Below are 18,846 nucleotides of genomic sequence, written 5' to 3'. Positions count from 1 at the left end.
GCTATGCTGTTTTCGTGTTGCGTGTAATACCCTTCAAAAACCCGTCGACGAAGGCTCTGAGCGGTGCAGCACTCCGTTCTAATTTCGCCCTGAGCACCGCCCCCTCCCAGCCAATCCAAAAAAAACGGGCCCACTCCTCCGCGCTTTCCTCATTCGAGACCTGCCCCTCGGATTGAGCCAGACGCAGGCAACCTTCCACCCGATCCTGCCAACTCGCAAGGATCTCCAGCAGTTTCGTATCAAATCCCTCCGGCAAAACAGAAGCCTCCTGGCCCAGATTCCCCACAAGACAGCCGCGACGGAACTCGTGACGTGCCATTCCCTCAGCGGCAAGCTCGGCAAAAGCGTTGAACCGATCCAACGGCGCTAACGCCTCGTCTTTAAAGCAGGCGTCCAGCTTGCCAAGAAAGTAGCGATCATACTCCTCCATCAAGGCATCCACAAAATCCGACTTGCTGCTGAAGTAGTGGTAGAACACCCCTTTCGAAATTCCAGCCGCCTTCAAAATCTCATTCACAGCTGAGCCGGAGTATCCCTTCTCCGTCAAATGCGCCAAGCCCGAGCCAATCAGTCGCTTTCTTGCTTCCGCATCCTCTAGCGGACGCGCCGGACGCCCCCGCTTACGAGCGACTCCCGAGGGTTCCTTATGGATTTCGCGTGCCATCTTCATTTAATAGACCTAACGGTCTATTAAAAGCGACGCTTTGGTTGAATAGTCAAAGACATATCGCATAAATCCTCGTTCGTTAGCAGGAACAGACCACACGGCATGCCAGAATTTCATCACACGATCACGAGCCAGAATCTCGAAAACGAGCGTTCGCTCTGGGTCCGCGTCCCAGACACCCCTCCCGCAAATCTCGATCTCCTCGTCATCCTCGACGCCGAGCTCTACCGCAACCGCGTTCAATCTCCCAAAATTCTGGATACGCTTTTCGAAGACGAAACCCTAACCAATCTCCTCGTCGTCCACGTCTCCGCCGTCAACATGGAGACCCGCTTCACGGAGTGCCCCTGCCACCCGCCTTTCGCCTATTTCATCGCCCAGGAACTCATACCTTGGATACACGATAACTATCCTGCGACCCAGCGCGCAAATCGCCGCGTCATCACCGGCCTTAGCTATACCGGACTCGCCGCATCCTTCGCCGCCCTCAAGCACGACAGCCTCTTCACCCACGTCATCTCCCAATCCGGCTCCTACTGGTCAAACGACTGCTGGCTCACCAAAGAGTTCGACGGAGTCCAACCGCCCTCACCTCCGGCCTTCTTCCTCGATGTCGGCGACCAAGAAATCCAAACCAACGTCTGGCATCGAGAAGACCTCATCCAACCCATCTCCCAAATCGAAGGAGTAGAACGCTTCCGAGACATGCTAGAGCGAAACGGCTACAACGTTCGCTTCGACATCTTTCAAGGCAACCATTCCGCCGAAGACTGGGCCCAATCCCTCCCCAACGCCCTCAAGTGGGCATTCGCATAGAGCTTGATCGTGATTCGGCCTGTCGGCCTGCATGATCGACTTCGGCGAGCAAAATAGAATTCACTCTCCAAGAATCCTGCTGCGAAGCATCATGCTCGCACAGCGATCATCATCCTAAAACACATCTCAGTCCCACATCCCCCTTTAGTGTTGACAGTGTTTACATATTAATGTTCTCACTGTTTACATGAAAACGAAATCCGCTCGCTCCCACCTCTCAACGCCTCAAAGCATCGCCTACTGGGCAGGCTTCGCCGTTATGCTCACCGGCCTCGTCCATCTGCTTGCTTACCCCTTCGTAGAGAGCGCGGTTTGGTCCGGTCCGCTCGGCTACCGCAAGCTCGTCGTCTTCGGGCTTTCGGCCGGCTTCACCCTTGTGACAATGGGTTGGCTCCTAAAATTCTACCCACCCAAACCGCGACTCCACAAAGCGATGATGTCCGCCATGAGCGCCGCCCTCGTCCTCGAAATCATCATCATAAACACCCAGCACTTCCGTGGCTTGCCTTCACATTTCAACGTCGGCACCCCACTCGACACCCTTCTCTGGTCAACCATGGGACTTTCCATCCTTTGCTTCGCCATTGTCTCTACCACCCAAGCCATCCTCGCCTTCGGAAAGCTCGTCGGCTCTCCGGCGATGAAGCTAGCCATCCGCACCAGCATGGTCCTCTTCTTCTTCAGCCAACTGTCCGGACAACTAATCGTCATCCATGGCATGAACCACGTTTTGCAAGACGGAGCCTTCCTCATCGAAAACGTGGCCAGCTCAACTACCTACGGAGAAGCCGGAAACCTCAAACTCCCTCACGCGATTTCGCTCCACTCGATCCAAGCCCTCCCGCTGCTCGCCCTCATGATCATAGGCCTTGGCCTGAACAAGCGTCAGCAAGAACTGCTCATCTGGGTCAGCTCAATTGGTTTCGCCGGAGTTACATTCTTTTCCCAAGTCCATGCCTACACCGGGCGAAGTATCTTCGATCTGGATACTTTTGGAACTCTCATCATGATAGTCAGCCTAATCGGCTTTCTAACACCTTTCATCTACGCCACCACCGCCCAAATTTTGCGACTGGCCCAACCAAGCACAAACAAACGCCCCTCATTGCATCAACCACTCTCTGCGTAAATGACCAAGACCTCCTACCACCACGGCGACCTTCGGAACTCCCTGATTTCAGCAGGGCTAAAAGTCCTACGCGAAGACGGACTCGACGCCCTTTCCCTCCGCAGAGTCGCTCGTGAAGCGGAAGTCAGCGCCGCAGCTCCGTATCGACATTTTAAAGACAAACAAGCGCTCCTCGCCGCGATCTCTGAAACAGGGTTTCGAAAGCTACGCTCGATGCTGGTCGCAGCAAACGAAGACAAACCAGGCGACCTCGACAATTCAGGAACAGCCTACCTCGCCTTCGCTCAACAACATCCCGAGCAATACCGCCTGATGTTCACTCACAACCTTATGTGCGCAGATGATGTGGACCAGGAGCTCAAGGACTCTAGCGCCAATGCATTTGGAGCGCTCGTCGAAACCATCGAGGCCGGAATCAAAAACGGCCAAATCGCAAACACCTGCAGTCCCAACCTCGCACTCGCCTCCTGGGCCCTCATTCACGGGATCGCTATGCTCCTCATCGACGGCATCCTAGGAAACGGTCCTTACGGCGAGCTAACCCCAGAAGAAATCCGAAAACTCTGCCAGTCCTACTTCCGCAACGGCTGGAAAAACGTATCATGACACCCGCCTTCCTTTTCTCCGCTTTCAGCACCATCGCCATGCTCGGTTGGCTCTACCTGATCGCTGCCGCTCGCTGGACTCCCCAAACCCTCTCCGTCGTCCGACTCGCCCTCCCCTTACTCATCTCCGTCGGCTACCTCATCTGCCTCGTCCGCTTCTCACCCGACTGGCAAGGAGGCTTCAGCAGCATCGAACAAGTCCGCCTTCTATTCGCCAACGACTGGGCCCTCACCGCCGGCTGGGTCCACTATCTCGCCTTCGACTTCTTCGTCGGTTGCTGGATCCTCGAAAAAGCCAAACAAAGCAACCTCTCCCATTTCCTAGTGATCCCCATCCTACTCGCCACCTTCATGCTGGGCCCAATCGGCTTCCTCCTCTTCTCAGCGGCCAGACGCCCCGACCTAAAGGTTGCGCATTAAATCATGGTGGCGCAGCCATCATCATCCCCCAAAAACTAGCTCTGGTCCGGCGTTCCCGCCTGTCCCTGCGACTCCTTTGCTCCCTTCTCGCTGGCTTCCAACTCCTCCTGTCGCTTCATCTCTTTAATCATATTGCGACGAGCCAAAAGCACCACCACCACCAGCAGGCCCAATCCCAGCAAAGCGGAAAAGACAAACTCAACGAAATCCTCAAGCATCCCTCGACTCTGACGAGTCTTGCTCTGGAGTCGACTTCTCAATCGTCCAACCCTTGAGCCCCACAATCACAGATATCACCGGACTGAGAAGATTGAAAAACGCATAAGGCAAATATGCCATTGGGCTCACAAGTAGTACCGAAAACATGAATACCCCGCAGGAGTTCCAAGGGACAAGAGGCGACGTCACGGTCCCCCCATCCTCCAAAGCTCGCGACAAGTTCTTCGCCGCCAGCCCCTTCTTCGCATACGCTTCCTGATACATCTTTCCGGGAACGATAATCGAAAGATACTGATCCGGAGCCAAGAGATTCATCCCCAAGCAAGTCCCCACTGTCGCCGCCACGAGCTGCCCACCTGACTTGGCCGCTGAGAGAAGCCGTTCCGCGATCACCCGCAACATCCCGCTCGACTCCATCACTCCCCCAAACGCCATCGAGCAAACGATTAAGGAGATCGTCCAAAACATGCTTTCCAAACCGCCTCGCGACAACAGCTCATCGATCTCCGCCACTCCTGACTCCATGACAAAACCGCTCTGAGCCGCCACCAGCATATCGACCAAGGCTCGATCCTGTATCCACACGCCTAGCACAATTCCAATCAGCCCGCCACCCAGCACCGCTGGTAATGCCGGTACGCGCAACAAGATCAAGGCCAACACGCCCACCGGAGCCAGAAGCAACCAAGGCGAAAACTGATACAACTCGTCCAGCTTGCTCGCCAAGCCCTCAATCCCCTGCCCCTCTCCCGTCCCGACCTCTACGCTCAGACCAATAACGGTGTATAAAACCAAGGAGATCAAAATACTCGGACCACTCGTCCACGCCATATGCCGAATATGCTCGATCAACTTCGCCCCCGCCACCGCCGGCGCTAAGTTCGTGGTTTCCGAAAGCGGCGACATCTTATCCCCGAAGTAAGCCCCCGAAATCACAGCCCCAGCAACCATCGGCAACGAAAAGCCGAGCCCTTGCCCCACGCCGATCAGCGCCACACCCACCGTTCCCGCAGTCGACCAAGAGCTCCCCGTCGAAAGCGAAACGATGATGCAAATCACACAGCACGCCGGTAAAAAGACGGACGGCGACAATAGCTCTAACCCCAGAGCGATCAGATAAGGCACCACACCACTCGAAGTCCAAGTACCGATCAGAATCCCGATCGCCATCAAAATCAGAATCGAAGGCATCGCCACCGAAATCCCTCGCACCACCCCCTTCTCCAGCTCCGCATAGCTCGCCCCAAAGCCAACCGCAATACCTGCCGCCACTACCGCCGCTGTGATCAGCGAAATGTGAGGCGATATATCAAAAATTCGAATACTGAAATAGAGAGAGACGACCAAGGCCACAACCGGCACAAGCGCCAACCACAAGCTCGGCCTCACTTGCTTCATTGCGCCGGAGCCTCCAACTCAAGCTCACCGTAAACTTCCTCAAACGGAACCCACGTATCGTTCTTCAAATCCGGTTCGTTCAGACGCACCACATTCAAGCTAATTTGCAACTCCTTCAACGCGGTCTCAAAGCGACTCTTGCTACAACCAAATCGATCCATCGCCTCCCGCCTTACCTCCGCTGTAGTGCCAGGGCTGAGACGCACAATTTCATAGACCTGCTGAGCGAGCTCCCGACACGAAGATACCGGTCGAGCATGCTTCGGATAATGCGTCTCCCGAAAGTACTCCATGCTCATCAGCACCGCATGCCCTCCCTTGATCTTCCCATAGAAAATGTCGTCCGGGTAAAAGGTAGGAAGCTCCGTCTTCCACGCCCAAACCGCTTCCACTCGCTGCCCCCACTTCGTCTGTCCATCACTGTCCGGCAAGTCCACCGCATCCCACAGCGACTGCACATCCCGCGCCTTTCCGCTGAAGATGGTACAGATTCCCACCTCCTGCACAAAATCGAACGCATCCTCGATCGTCTTCAAATCCGCCATGACCAATTCACCCCAAACTTAAAATAAATTCGCCCACAAAGGACACTACGAATCTCGAAGCGACTCGCTTGATATAGAAAACATTCGTGCTTCTTCGTGTCCTTCGTGGGCAAAAAAATCACTCCTTGAGCACCATATCGATGCACATCACCGCCGCCACGATCAGCTTACGCAGCGGATGATCCGCCTCCAGAGAGGGATCGATGCTCAACATGTAATTGTCGGCGGAAGTGAAAAACTCCTTCCCCAAGCCCGACCACTGCTTGTTCACACGCCCAAACTCCACACCGTCGCGACCAAACGAAAAGTCCCATCCCGTCCAGCTGCCGCTCAAGGAACAAAGCACACTGCCGTCCGCCGCGTAGACATCGAACTTCCCGCCAATCGAGAAAAACTTCTGCTTGAAGCGCCCAAGCAACTGCCCCTCGCCATCCAGCACTTCCACATCCGACAAAAACAGAGAAACGCCACGCTTAATCTCGATCAAGGTGCGCCCGCCCGGCTCCCGAATCTCGATATGAAACGGCGTCATCCGCTTGTAGTCCGTAAACCGGAGCATCTTGGTAAAAACGCCCAGCTGGTCTTCCCGGCACTCCAAGACCTGCTCGCCCGACTCCGGATCGAACATATCGAAATTATTCGCGGCCTTAAACAAGCCCACGTGCTCCTTAACGACAAACGCGTTCTTCGAAAGCGGATTAGAAAGGGATTCCATCCCTCAAACAAAACCGCCCCCCGCATCCCCCTTCAACCAGAAAAGACCGCCGCCACTCCGCAAAAATAGTCGCGGCCGTTGTCCCCAACAGCCACAACGTTCACGCGTTCAACGCCACTAGTGGATCTAGCCGAGCCGCCCGCGTCGCCGGGACCCAGCAAGCCACAATCGCTGCCGCTCCGATCACCGCGACCGCCAGAACGAGCGGCGTCAGGCTCAAGCCCTCCATGCCAAAGACCATCGACTCCAGCACCTTGGCCAAGGCGAACGCCCCACCGAGCCCGATCGTTAACCCGATGGCCACCCAGACCGCGCCCTGACGCAAAACCAGTCGCGAGATCTCGCCTCCAGAGGCCCCCAAAGCTCTCCGCACTCCGATCTCCCGTGTCCGTAGCAAGATCGTGTACGACAGCGTTCCGTAAAGCCCGACCGCTACCAATCCGAGGGCAATTCCCATAAAGCTGTTCACCAGCCCTGCCATGGTCCGCTCCCCCTTCGTCGCGTCACCCACGACCTGGTCCATCGTCCGGATATTTTCCAATGCCAACTCTGGATCAACCCCATCGATAACCTCACGAAGCAAAGGAATGAGACTGTTTGCCGGTTGCGAAGTCCGTACCAAGACGTTGATGCGCCTCCCCCAGTGGCCCTTCGGCATGGTGAACATCTCAGGCTGCACCTCCGCATCCGCCCCCCACTGACGCGTGTCTTCCACCACGCCGACCACTGTCGCGGTGTACCAAGGGTCCTCGGGCACATTCGCCCGAATAACCTTTCCCAGCGGATTCTCGTCGGGCCAAGCCCGATCCGCGAGCGTCTGGTTAATCACCACTCCACGCAGTCCATCCTCTGTTGCGATATCCGATTTATCGAGATTCCGCCCCTGCAGCAGCTTGATGCCAAGGGATTCGAAATAGCCTTCAGTGACCGATGAAAACTCGATCTGGATTCGCCGCTGGCTCGGATCGTACACCTCATCGTTGATCAAGCCGTTTGTATTACTGCCCCCTTCGAGCGGCAGCTTGGTCGTGATACCCGCCGAGTTCACCCCCGGCATCGCCGCCAGCTTCTGCTCGATCTCCTCCCAAGCCTGGATCCGCGTACTCTCTTCCTTGTAGCGATCGCCTTGGAACGTAATGCGAGCAGTCAAAACGCGATCCGTTGTGATGATCTTGTTCTTGTCCAAAATCTCGTAATAACTCCCAGAGAAGATCACCGCGCAATTCGCCAAAACGAAGGCCAGCGCGATCTGGGCGATCACCAGACAACGCAGCAGATAGTTACGCGAGCGCGAGCCAATCGCCCCTCTGGCATCGTTGCGTAAGATAGTGGCGACCGAAGTTTTCATCGTCACAAACACAGGCGGCAGTCCCGCCGCCAATGCCACCAACCCGGTCGCTCCGAGAGCGAACAACAGCACAGGACCATCAAGCGCCATCGCCTCCTTGCGGGCGACACTTACCGGCGCGATCGACTTGATAATCTCAATCCCTCCGTACGCAAGAAACACCCCGAAGAACGCGCCTGCCAAGGCCAGAGCCAAACTCTCCGCAAACGCGAGGCGCAACAAATTCCCTTTGGTCGCCCCCAAGGCGACTCGTACCCCAAATTCTCCCTGCCGCTGCGCTCCCCTCGATAGCAGCATACTCGCTACATTCGAACACGCCACCAGCAAAATCACTCCCACCGAGGCGAACAAGAGCCAAACATACTCCCCGATGTCCTTAGTCATTTCGAAGTGCAAGGAACGCACGAGGAATTTCTTTCGATAGTTGGTGTTTGGATACAGCTCCGAGAGCTCCTTCCCGATAGTCTTGATCTCCGTATCCGCCCGCTCAGGAGTCAGTCCATCCTTCAAACGCGCTACCCCGCTTAGCCAATGGCTGCCGCGCCGATCCTTATCATTCTCCAACGACATCGGCATCCAAACATCACACTCGTCCGCACGGATCCACGGGCCAGCGAATTCGAAGCCCTTCGGCATGATACCGACCACAGTTACATTCCCTCCGTTTAAACGAATCGTATCTCCGAGCAAATCTTCACGGCCGCCAAAAAGACGCTGCCACAGACCATAGCTCACAACGGCGACAGGTTCGGCTCCCTCCATCGCATCCCCTTCTTCGAGCCAGCGCCCATTCATCGGCTTGATAGCGAAAGCCGGCAAAACGCCATGCGTAGCTGTCACCCCGCGAATAGCCTGAGCGTTTTCCGCTCCCACGTTAAAAGTCTGCGGATTGTAGACCCCAAAACTCTCAAACGACTCCGCCTTCGCATGCAAATCCAAGAAATCCGCTGGCGACAACGGCCACCCATCACCCGACCAAACCTGCACCATCTCGTGAGAATCCGGATAATCGAACGGCTCCAGAACCAAGGCGCGCAAGGCAGCAAAGATCGAGACCACCGCGGCGATCCCAACGGCGAGCGTTAATACGGCGACAATCGAAAACCCAGGCGTCTTCTTGAGATTGCGGAAGGAGAAAAACAAGTCGGACAACATCTTAACCAGTGCCTACCTCTCTCCCTAAGCCCGGTTACCAAAAAAAGCGAATTTTCCTCCCCCGTAGCGCGGTGCTTCAGCCCGCGACCACCGCCACCCCCGAATTGCTCTTAAAAGAAAACGAGCCCCCTAAGCAAAACAGGAGGGCAACGCTCCGTCGTTGCCAACAACCAAATCCATAAACGCGGGCTAAAGCACCGCGCTACAAACTCCTCTCACACGCCCCCAAGGCTTTCGCTACAAACGCAGTTTCCTCCCTCGTAAGTTCCCGCTCTTTCCAAGCGATCCCCACCACGACCGCCTCACCCGGCGGATCAAGCGGCACGATCTTAACTCTGCCACCGGCGACACACTGTATCGACTCCGTTACTACCGAAACTCCCATCCCGGCTTCAACCGCAGCCACCAAGCTACTCACGCTCTCGTGTTCCTCGGCTAGCTTCTTGCGAATCCCCGCAGGTTTAAGCGTCTTGGTGAACAATTCCCCGTACTCCGGATATTCCTTCAGGTTAAAACCAATCAGCTTCTCCCCCTTCAGCTTTTGAATAGGCACCTTCTCCAAGGCCGCAAACGGGTGCTCCAGCCCTACTGCCAATCGCAGGTCCTCTGTCTTCAGAGCCTCAAAGCGACAGTTGCTCGCAGTCCTAATCTTGCTCTCTGGCATCAGGACAAAATCCAAACTCCCGTCCCTGAAGCCCTCGAGCATCTCCTCCGACGACAGATCGTGAAGCTTCACCTTCACGTTTGGAAACTCCGCCTGAAACGCACGTATCGTCGGCGGCAAGATTCGCACCGTCAATGAAGGGGCATAACCGATGTGCAGTTCTCCGCCGCCTCCCTCTGCGGCAGCACGCGCCTTAACGACTCCCTCCTCCAAACGTTCCAGCACTTCGCTCGCTTCATCCAGAAAAACGCGGCCCGCCTCCGTCAGCGATACCGACTTAGCCGTTCGCACCAGCAGAGAAAATCCCAGCTCCTCCTCCAGATCCTTCACCTGGCGACTCAAAGCCGGTTGCGACACATGCAACTTCTCCGCCGCTCGCGTCACATTCTCCTCCAACGCCACCTCAATAAAATACCGCAAATGCCTTAGCTCCATACCTCAAATTCGCTTCCCTATTCAGTTGAAAGGTAGGGTCCGACCGCCGGGCGGACCGTTATACAAACCCTTTTTAGCATGCGCACAAGTTATGCTCAGGCAAGAATCATAGTCTTTCACGAATGCAAGGGTTTCATGGCATACTCTGGCCATGATCAAAATACGTAGAGCAAACGAACGCGGCCACGCCAACCACGGCTGGCTCGAGACCTACCACACTTTCAGCTTCGCCCATTACTACGATCCAGAGTGGATGGGCTACCGCTCCCTCCGAGTCATCAATGACGACATCGTCATGCCGGGAAAAGGCTTCGGCACCCACCCGCATAACGACATGGAGATTATAACTTACATCCTGAGCGGTCAGCTCGAGCACAAGGACTCCATGGGCAATGGCCGAGTGATCCAAACCGGCGATTTCCAATACATGGCAGCCGGCACCGGCATCATGCACAGCGAGTTCAATCCTTCCTCTGACGAAGCGGTCCATCTTCTACAAATCTGGATACAGCCGGATGAGCAAGGAGTCACGCCACGCTACGCCGAACGAGCGCTCGCCAACGCCGAAACGGGCACCTGGCACCTAGCAGCCTCTAAATCCGGTCGCGATGATTCGATGGCCATTCATCAAGACGCCAATCTCTATCTCGGTAGACTCGATCCGTCACAATCCATTGAATACACGCTCGAAGCAGAACGCCACGCTTGGCTGCACCTCGCCGAAGGACAGATCGAGCTAAACGGCGAAACGCTAAACGCAGGCGACGCAGCCTATCTCACCGGAAAAGAGCAGCTGCAACTGACCGCTAGCGCTGCATCACAGATCCTTCTCTTCGACCTCGGCTAGCGGGCATCGTCTTCGATGGCCAATTCCCAGAACCAATCACCCACAACCAATTACCAATAATAGAAAAATGAAATACATCCAACAGCTCCTCGCGACCAACAACAACGTCGCTCCTCTCATCGCACGCATTGCCCTCGCAGTCGTCATCTTCCCGCACGGTGCCCAAAAGCTCCTCGGCTGGTTCGGAGGCTACGGCTTCAGCGGAACTATGGGATTCTTCACCGAATCTATGGGCATCCCAGCCGTCCTCGCCTTCCTCGTCATCATTGCCGAGTCAATCGGCGCCATTGCTCTCTTCATCGGTGCTCTTAGTCGAGTCGCAGCATTCGGTATCGGAATAACCATGACAGTCGCGATGTTCATGGCGACCCTACCAAACGGCTTCTTCATGAACTGGTACGGCAACCAAGCAGGTGAAGGCATCGAGTATCACCTACTCACCATCGGCCTCGCTCTCATCGGAGTCATCTCCGGCGGAGGCAAGTTCTCCGTAGACGGTGCCCTCTCCAAGCCCGCCGCCGCATAAGTTCTTATTGAACGATGATTGCCTTCGGCAAGCGATGATGGCTTCGCCAACATGATAACAACATCATCGCTCGGCATAAGCCGATCATCGCTCCAGCCCCTGGCTGGATCATCGTCAATTAATCACCGTATCCGGTGCTTCCCTACCAACTCCATCCAGTCATCTACATTCTGATCGAACTGCTCCCTCATACGATCATTCACCGTTGAACGCATTTCCTCCGGGAAAACATCCTTTCCGTGAATCGCTCCCATGATCGCCCCCATCACCTGAGCGTAGGAGTCAGTATCGTGGCCAAACTCCATCATCAACTGCATCGACGCCATCGGGTCGTAGTCGACAATCTCCGCACAGGCAAACACGACCACGATCGGGACCCATGCTTCCCACCAGTAAATGGTGTCGCTTTCGCTTTCCAACAGCTCAAACAAGCGAGCAATATTCCCTTCCGAACGCTCCACTAAATCATGAGCTACATCCAACCAATGCGTCAGCTCCCGCCGCACATAAAGCACCTCATTGTAGCGATACGGATCCACCTCACGCATGGCTCTCTCCACACTACCCCAGCTACCATCCGATTGCAGCCCTGCGGCTAATCCAGCGACTAACGCTGAGTTCATGTCCTTGGCCACCCCGATATCGAAATAGCCCAACTCGTAGCACTTCCGGTAGCACCACTCGGGATTATCTGGATTCAATGCAGCAATCGGCAAAAAGGGCATCTGTCCTTCCATCGTAGCAATCCCGCCCCAAATCCGTTCAACCGGTAGCGCTTTTCCGCCGCGCTCTCCGAGTGCCCAACGGGTCGCGTACTCGATCTCAGGAATCCAGGTGTCATAGTGCTCCTGATACGCCGGACTCAAGGTTGAGCGAAAGTCCATGACCGCTTGGGCAAAGTGCTTCTGATCCAACTCCGCCCCGTGTTCCTTTAAGGCATTAAAGAAGATCAGCTTAAAACGCGTATCATCCGTCACCGTCCCTTCCGGACCATAAGCTTCCCACTGAGCAAACGGTTCCACGTCTTTGGGATAAGCACGCAGCTTGAAGAGTTTCCCCAACTCGCGAATCGCTTCGTCATCAACAGGCTCTGACCGCGTCGACCAAACACTTCGCTCCGGCGGAACAACGAACTCGACCGGACCTCCCGCCGCATCTCCAATCGCCGACCCAATCAAGAGCCCCTCGATCTTATCCTCGAGCGATGGGCTCGCCACAACACTCCCAACACAAACGATTGCTAACAGAACAACTCCCTCGATCCGCTTCATCATCTTGTTCATAATCAATAAAACACCAATCCTAGCGCTCTCCATTCAAACGAAGAGGCGACACTGAGACAAACCACCAATAACTGAGTGCCAAAAAAAGTGCACCCAACCCGCCGAGCCCCAAACTCCACACTCCACACTTCACACTCCCCCCTCGCCCCAGCCACCACCTCCCGGCGTGCGAATCTCCAAAACCTCTCCAGTCTCCAATTCCCAACTCCCGTTTCCGTCGAGGGCAGTCACAGAACCATCCGCCTTCACCAGAATCTGCTCACCGCAAGCTCCAGCGCCTCCGCCTTCCACACCAAAAGGCTGCTCGATCCGTCTTTGCGTCAGCAGGGACAAGGTTACCGGCTTGAGAAACTTAACACGCTTCACCACGCCATCCCCACCACGACGCAGTCCTGAACCGCCGGAATTCTCTCTAAGACCAAAGATCTCCACCTTCACCGGATAACGCAATTCCATCACCTCCGGATCCGTCATCGCAGTGTTCGTCATATGCGTATGCACCCCACTCGCGCCGTCACGTTCCGGCGTCGCACCCTCGCCTCCCGCTATCGTCTCGTAATAGCCAAAGGATTCCGTCCCAAAAATCAGATTGTTCATCGTCGACTGGCTGCAGGCGGCCAAACCGAACGCCTTCAATAAAACCGAAACAACCAACTGACTCACCTCCACATTCCCGGCCACCACTGCAGGACAAGCTTCTGGGTTCGAATCAAAAACCGGATTCAACATTCCTTCCGGTATCCGAATATCGACGACATCCAGAAAACCTTCATTCAAGGGCACATCCACCGAGGCAACCAATCTCAGCACATAAATCACCGCACTCGTCACAATCGCAGGAGTCGCATTGTAATTATTAGGCTGCACTCCCGAACTCCCCTCAAAATCAATCAACCACTTCCCGGAGACCTGCTTCGAGACCTGAACCTGCACAGCAGCTCCATCATCCAGACATTCTAGGTAGCGGCCGTTGTCCCAACGGCCACTCTTCAACGCCTCCCTCAACGCCGTCGCCGCTCTCTTCCGAAGCAGCCCCATAAACTTCGCGACCCTTTTCTCCCCCTCAGCTTCAGCCAATTCCTGCAACGCACGCTGCCCCCGTCGGATCGAAGCCAACTGGGCCGACAAGTCCGCCACATTCTCCTCAACCGAGCGACTCGGATAAGCACAGCCCTTCAGCAAATCGAGCAAAGGCTCCCAACATGTCACGCCTGCCTCAACCAACTTCAAAGGAGCGATCACCACGCCCTCTTCCGCCAAGGATTTTGCATTGGGCGGCATGCTTCCAGGGGAAATGCCTCCCAGTTCCGCATGATGCGCCCGATTGGCTACATAGCCCAGCAACTCGTCACCATTTTCCGTATACACAGGAGCGATCAAAGTAACATCCGGTAAATGCGAACCGCCAAAGGCTGGGTGATTCGTGACCACCACATCTCCCGGCCCCAATTCCCTAGATTGCAAAACCGTGCGCAGACAAACACCCAAAGCACCCAAGTGCACTGGAATGTGAGGAGCATTCGCTAACAGATAGCCATCTGCATCCAACAAAGCACAGGAAAAATCCTTCCGATCCTTAACATTGGTCGAAAACGCAGCCCGCTCCAACAGAGCTCCCATCTCTCCGACCAAGGCCAGAAAACGATTCGTGAAAAGCTCCAGTTCAACGACCTCAGCCAGTTCACTTTTCTCAATTGAAACCTCAGTGGATTCCATTCTCAAGGTACCCTCAGTTCCGACCTGAGCCTTCCATCCAGCATCCACATAAATCGTACTATACGGATCTTGGATCACCACCGGCCCCTCAATGGTATCCCCCTCCTCCAAACCGTTTCGATCAACAAATGCCTTAGTGGGAGCGTGCTTGTCACGCGATTCCCCGCGGAACTCTTCCAGCTTGGTCCCCACCACCTGACTCCGCGCAACCACACGAATAGCGACCAACTCGATAGCCAACCCACGCGGCACGAAACCAAACTGCGACTCATAGGCATCCCCGAAGCGTTCGCCCAGAGATTCGACCTCTCCCCCCTCCAGAACAATAATCGACTCCTGCCCTCGGTAGCGTAATTCGAAACGAGCAGGACAAAGCTCAGACGATCCCCTGGATACCCCATCCTCTTCCAGTTGCCTCAAAGCCTGTGCTTCCAACGCGCTCAGCCACTCTGCCACTTGCGATTCGCAGTCCACCAAAAGCTCTAGAACCTGCCGCTCTGCAAACTGCTCAACCTGGGCATGCTTTAAGCCATAGGCACTCAGTAGCCCAGCATCTGCTGGGAACACGATCGTATCCATGCCTAAGATACCGGCAATCGCGCAAGCATGCAGTCCTCCCGCTCCACCAAAAGCCACCAACGCATAATCCGCTGGATCAAAGCCCTCACTCGTCGAAATCTTACGAATCGCCTCCGCCATCGTCTCATTTGCAATCGCGAGCAGACCTTCCAAGGTTTCTTGCTCCGAAAGGCATTGTCCAGTCGTGCGCTCGATCTCGTCAATCAGCTCCGTCAAACGCTCCTTCGCAGCCTCCGGAAAGACAGGGATCCCAAACTTCGACGCATCCAGGCGTCCCAACAACAGATTAACATCCGTAACTGCCAACGGCCCACCAGCCCCATAACAGGCCGGTCCTGGGTTCGCCCCCGCGCTCTCTGGACCAACTCGCAAAGCGGTACCATCAAACCAACAAATCGAGCCTCCACCTGCAGCCACAGTCTCGATTCTCAAGCTCGGAGCGTAAACGCGGGCAGCTCCGATTTTTTGCTCAAACTTATAATCCAGCTGCCCGTCGAAACGAGACACGTCAGTACTCGTTCCACCCATATCAAAAGCGATCGATTTACCGATCCCAACCTGCAAGCCCGACCGCGACGAACCAACCACACCGCCAGCTGGACCACTCAACAAAGAGTCTTTCGGCCGATAATGCGAACGACTCACCAACCCACCCGCACTCGTCATCACTCTCAATGTAGGAGCCTGTAGGAGCGTGCTTCGCAAGTCCTCCACAGCTCCGGGAGCGACGGATGGGGTCACGCGATTTCCCCCACCCACAACCTCTCCCACCGAATCCAAGTACGCCTCCATGATCGGAGCGAGGTAGCCGTCCACCACCGTCGTCTCAGCACGCGGGAGGATTTTCGCAAAGGCAGCCAGTTCGCTCGAGACAGATACAAATGTGGCTCCCTCTTCCCTTAGGATTTCAGCCACCCGTCTCTCATGGACAGGATTCACATAAGAGTGCATCAAGGCCACAGAGAAGGCTTCCACACCCTGAGCCAACGCCTCCTTCGCAAACGCTCGCACCCCCACTTCATCCAAGGCTTCCAATTCATTCCCAGCCGCATCGATTCGTCCGGAAACTTCGAATACACTTTCAGGCAAAGGGTCGTCCTTCTGGATTCCCAACTCGAACAAGTCCGGTCTCTGCTGATTTCCGATCTTCAGCAAATCTCCGAATCCCTCGGTAACCAAAAACGCCAACGTCGCCCCCTTTCGCTCGAGCAGAGCATTCGTGCCCCGAGTCGTCGCCAAACGCATCTCAAGCGGCGGCAAGGTCTCTTCCAATCCAGTTTCTGTCAGTATCCGAACCGCCAGTACTGGAGGTTCCTCCGGCGATTGGAGTTCACACAGCCCACTCTCCAAGGATCCCTCCAAATCCTCCGCCAAAGTCAGAATACCTTCACTCGAATCCCAGCCAATAACCTCATTCCGATTCCCAATACCCAGCACCAAGAACCCATACCCCACATAAAACCCATCCTTCTCGCCAAAAGGCACATCGACTTTCACCCGCCGAGCATCGATTCGCTCCACGACATGCCCTCGAATGGCCGAAGAAGACAAACACTTTACCCGCCGGGTCTCACCATCCGGCCCTTCCGCGATGCAATCCGTAAACGTCCCCCCCGTATCGATCCAAAATTTCCACATAAACAAATGAACTCTGCAGCGAACTCTCTGCGGTATTCAAAGAAAAAAGAGAGTACTGCAGCCACGCCTCGTTTTTGAACGTTCATTCATCAACTCACACAAATCAAAAACGAGAAACGAACAATGAGCAACAAGATCGAAAACCAAGTCGCCTTCGTAACCGGTAGCAACCGAGGCATCGGACGAGCAATCGTCGAAACTCTTCTAGCCCGCGGGGCATCGAAAGTCTATGCAGCCGCCCGAGACATCGGGAAACTTGGAGAACTTAAAGACAAGCACGGAGATCGCCTGATTCCCGTTCAACTTGATGTCACCAATCCTCAACAAATAGCTGAAGCTGGAGAGGTCGCCCAAGACGCCACTATCCTAATCAACAACGCCGGCTACTTCGCAAACACGAGCCTCCCTGATGGCGATTTGGAAACCATCCGGGCCGAATTCGAGATCAACTACTTTGGCCCCCTCCAGCTAACCCAGACCTTCGCTCCGATCCTGAAAAACCAGAACGGAGGCACGATCGTAAACATCAGTAGTGTGGCTGGACTCTCCAACTTCCCAGCCTTCCCAACTTACAGCGACTCTAAAGCCGCCGTGCATTCGCTTACTTCCGCGACACGCCTCCTGCTTTCCGCTCAAGGCACCCAAGTCATCGGCGTGTATCCAGGACCTGTTGACACCGACATGGCCAAAGATGTCGATATGCCCAAAGCAACTCCTGAAAGTGTCGCCATTCAAATTCTCGACGGCATCGAACAAGGTACAGACGAAGTATTTCCCGACGAATTTGCCGAGAATTATAGAGCCCCCTACGAAGCTGGACAGAAGACTCTGGAGTCTCGGATCGCACAAATGCTTCAGCAACCTGCTTAAGTAGTTAGACTGTTATTCTAATCACACGCTCGGCTAGAAGGAGCCGAATCTCGGGCAATCGCCAAAACTTTTAGGTGGATCTCAGGGCTCAAACTCTTTGAGTTCCCCACCACCTATGAAGACCTTCGTATATTTTGGATCGCGCGCAAAAGAAGAAAAAGGAGGCATCTACTGCTACTCCCTCGACCTTGAGAGCGGGAAAATGGAGTTCCTCTCCCAAACTCCCTGCCCAGATGCATCCTTCATCAGCATCCATCCCAACAAAAAATTTCTATACAGCCTGACCAAGTCAGACCAAGCCAAAGGCCTCTCCTCCTTCGCCCTCGACCCCAACACAAGCGCCCTCACTCACATCAATACAGTCGAGACTCCAGCCGGGGCTCCCAGTCACGTCCAGATCGACCGCATCGGGGCCAACGTATTCGGAGCCAACTACGGTGCCCAATACGCTATACTCAACCCCGTCCGCGCTGATGGTGGACTCGACGAACACAGCGACCTCCACAAATACGAAGGATCCGGCCCGAACAAAGACCGCCAAGAGGCCTCTCATCCGCACTCCGTATTCACTTCCCCTGACAACCGTTTCGCTCTCGTCTGCGACCTCGGAACCGATTCGGTCTACGTCTACGAAAACGACACGATCAACCACAAGCTCGTCCCAACCGAGTTCGGCCAAGTTAAAACCGCTCCGGGAGCTGGACCACGTCATCTCGCCTTCCACCCGAACGGCCAGCACGTCTACGTGCTAAACGAAATGGCCTCCACAGTAGGCGTCTACGACTACACGCCTGCCACCGGAGCTTTGAGCGAAGTCCAAACCATCGACACCCTTCCCGCCGACTACGACGAGATTCGCTGGGCGGCGGAAATCCTTGTCTCCCCAGATGGCCGTTTCCTCTACAGTTCTAACCGAGGTCACGAGAGCATCGCGATTTTCTCGATCGATCAATCCACCGGTAAGCTAACCTCTATCGGCCACGAGCCGACCCGCGGCAAGCAACCACGTAACTTCGGGATCGACCCAACCGGCCGCTGGCTCATCGCCGCCAACATGGACAGCGACAACTGCGAACTCTTCCGCATCGATCCAGTCACCGGCACCCTCACCCACACCCGCAGCCTAGAAATCCCCGGCTGCGCCCGAGTCGCCTTTCTGTGATAGATACGGCCGTGTTGCTCGCCACGCCGAAGCTCAACGCGAAGGCGGGTCCCCAACGGCCACAAACCGAGAGCACTTTTCTTTTGAACAGTCGCACTTCACTTCAGGC

17 protein-coding genes are annotated in these 18,846 nt (G+C 55.3%); 8 read left to right on the top strand and 9 right to left on the bottom strand.

Going from position 1 to position 18,846, the window contains the following annotated elements:
* Position 1: 1 nt before the first annotated feature.
* On the bottom strand, positions 2–670 hold the full coding sequence (gene acuR, locus JIN87_RS07370; protein WP_200354899.1) for an acrylate utilization transcriptional regulator AcuR: 669 nt from the start codon (positions 668–670) through the stop codon (positions 2–4).
* Positions 671–769: 99 nt separating this feature from the next.
* On the opposite strand from acuR, the gene JIN87_RS07365 reads away from it, so the two are divergent.
* The 4 genes from JIN87_RS07365 (at position 770) to JIN87_RS07350 (ending at position 3,637) form a co-directional block, all read left to right on the top strand.
* Positions 770–1,483 carry an alpha/beta hydrolase gene (locus JIN87_RS07365; protein WP_200354898.1) on the top strand — a complete coding sequence of 238 codons (714 nt, stop codon included), beginning with the start codon at positions 770–772 and terminating at the stop codon, positions 1,481–1,483.
* A 187-nt stretch (positions 1,484–1,670) separates the two neighbouring features.
* Positions 1,671–2,612, top strand: coding sequence for a hypothetical protein (locus JIN87_RS07360; RefSeq protein WP_200354897.1), 942 nt, complete (start codon positions 1,671–1,673; stop codon positions 2,610–2,612).
* Positions 2,613–3,218 (top strand): TetR/AcrR family transcriptional regulator, encoded by a 606-nt coding sequence (locus JIN87_RS07355; RefSeq protein WP_200354896.1) that lies wholly within the window; start codon positions 2,613–2,615, stop codon positions 3,216–3,218.
* Entirely contained in the window at positions 3,215–3,637 is a 423-nt protein-coding gene (locus JIN87_RS07350) for an ABA4-like family protein (RefSeq protein WP_200354895.1), read from the top strand. The genes JIN87_RS07355 and JIN87_RS07350 overlap by 4 nt, the downstream gene beginning before the upstream one ends.
* A 35-nt stretch (positions 3,638–3,672) precedes the next feature.
* On the opposite strand, the gene JIN87_RS07345 is transcribed toward JIN87_RS07350, so the two are convergent.
* From JIN87_RS07345 to JIN87_RS07320, 6 genes are all read right to left on the bottom strand, one after another.
* Positions 3,673–3,855 carry a hypothetical protein gene (locus tag JIN87_RS07345; RefSeq protein ID WP_200354894.1) on the bottom strand — a complete coding sequence of 61 codons (183 nt, stop codon included), beginning with the start codon at positions 3,853–3,855 and terminating at the stop codon, positions 3,673–3,675.
* On the bottom strand, positions 3,848–5,254 hold the full coding sequence (gene nhaC, locus JIN87_RS07340; RefSeq protein WP_200354893.1) for a Na+/H+ antiporter NhaC: 1,407 nt from the start codon (positions 5,252–5,254) through the stop codon (positions 3,848–3,850). Before nhaC ends, JIN87_RS07345 begins: the two co-directional genes overlap by 8 nt.
* Positions 5,251–5,799 (bottom strand): AlkZ-related protein, encoded by a 549-nt coding sequence (locus tag JIN87_RS07335; protein ID WP_200354892.1) that lies wholly within the window; start codon positions 5,797–5,799, stop codon positions 5,251–5,253. Before JIN87_RS07335 ends, nhaC begins: the two co-directional genes overlap by 4 nt.
* A 118-nt stretch (positions 5,800–5,917) precedes the next feature.
* Positions 5,918–6,514, bottom strand: a complete 597-nt coding sequence (locus JIN87_RS07330; RefSeq protein WP_200354891.1) for an LURP-one-related family protein — start codon at positions 6,512–6,514, stop codon at positions 5,918–5,920.
* Positions 6,515–6,614: 100 nt separating this feature from the next.
* The gene (locus tag JIN87_RS07325; RefSeq protein ID WP_200354890.1) at positions 6,615–9,017 is read right to left on the bottom strand and encodes an ABC transporter permease; all 2,403 of its coding nucleotides are present in this window, start codon (positions 9,015–9,017) and stop codon (positions 6,615–6,617) included.
* A 202-nt stretch (positions 9,018–9,219) separates the two neighbouring features.
* On the bottom strand, positions 9,220–10,116 hold the full coding sequence (locus JIN87_RS07320) for a LysR family transcriptional regulator (protein ID WP_200354889.1): 897 nt from the start codon (positions 10,114–10,116) through the stop codon (positions 9,220–9,222).
* 151 nt (positions 10,117–10,267) lie between these two features.
* Between JIN87_RS07320 and JIN87_RS07315 the strand changes: the two genes are divergently transcribed.
* On the top strand, positions 10,268–10,963 hold the full coding sequence (locus tag JIN87_RS07315; RefSeq protein ID WP_200354888.1) for a pirin family protein: 696 nt from the start codon (positions 10,268–10,270) through the stop codon (positions 10,961–10,963).
* 67 nt (positions 10,964–11,030) lie between these two features.
* Positions 11,031–11,489 carry a DoxX family protein gene (locus tag JIN87_RS07310; protein ID WP_200354887.1) on the top strand — a complete coding sequence of 153 codons (459 nt, stop codon included), beginning with the start codon at positions 11,031–11,033 and terminating at the stop codon, positions 11,487–11,489.
* 122 nt (positions 11,490–11,611) lie between these two features.
* Here the strand turns inward: JIN87_RS07310 and JIN87_RS07305 are convergent, their stop codons facing one another.
* Positions 11,612–12,772 carry an ADP-ribosylglycohydrolase family protein gene (locus JIN87_RS07305; protein ID WP_200354886.1) on the bottom strand — a complete coding sequence of 387 codons (1,161 nt, stop codon included), beginning with the start codon at positions 12,770–12,772 and terminating at the stop codon, positions 11,612–11,614.
* Between the two features lie 129 nt (positions 12,773–12,901).
* The gene (locus JIN87_RS07300) at positions 12,902–16,705 is read right to left on the bottom strand and encodes a hydantoinase B/oxoprolinase family protein (protein ID WP_200354885.1); all 3,804 of its coding nucleotides are present in this window, start codon (positions 16,703–16,705) and stop codon (positions 12,902–12,904) included.
* Positions 16,706–16,828: 123 nt separating this feature from the next.
* On the opposite strand from JIN87_RS07300, the gene JIN87_RS07295 reads away from it, so the two are divergent.
* Positions 16,829–17,575, top strand: a complete 747-nt coding sequence (locus JIN87_RS07295) for an SDR family oxidoreductase (RefSeq protein ID WP_200354884.1) — start codon at positions 16,829–16,831, stop codon at positions 17,573–17,575.
* A gap of 115 nt (positions 17,576–17,690) precedes the next feature.
* Positions 17,691–18,737 carry a lactonase family protein gene (locus JIN87_RS07290; protein WP_200354883.1) on the top strand — a complete coding sequence of 349 codons (1,047 nt, stop codon included), beginning with the start codon at positions 17,691–17,693 and terminating at the stop codon, positions 18,735–18,737.
* Positions 18,738–18,846 lie beyond the last annotated feature (109 nt).

Origin of the sequence: Pelagicoccus mobilis (genome assembly GCF_016595505.1) — a bacterium.
Taxonomy (GTDB): Bacteria; Verrucomicrobiota; Verrucomicrobiia; order Opitutales; family Opitutaceae; genus Pelagicoccus; species Pelagicoccus mobilis.
Note: the sequence above shows the minus strand (reverse complement) of the source record. Positions and strands in the feature narration are given on the sequence as shown.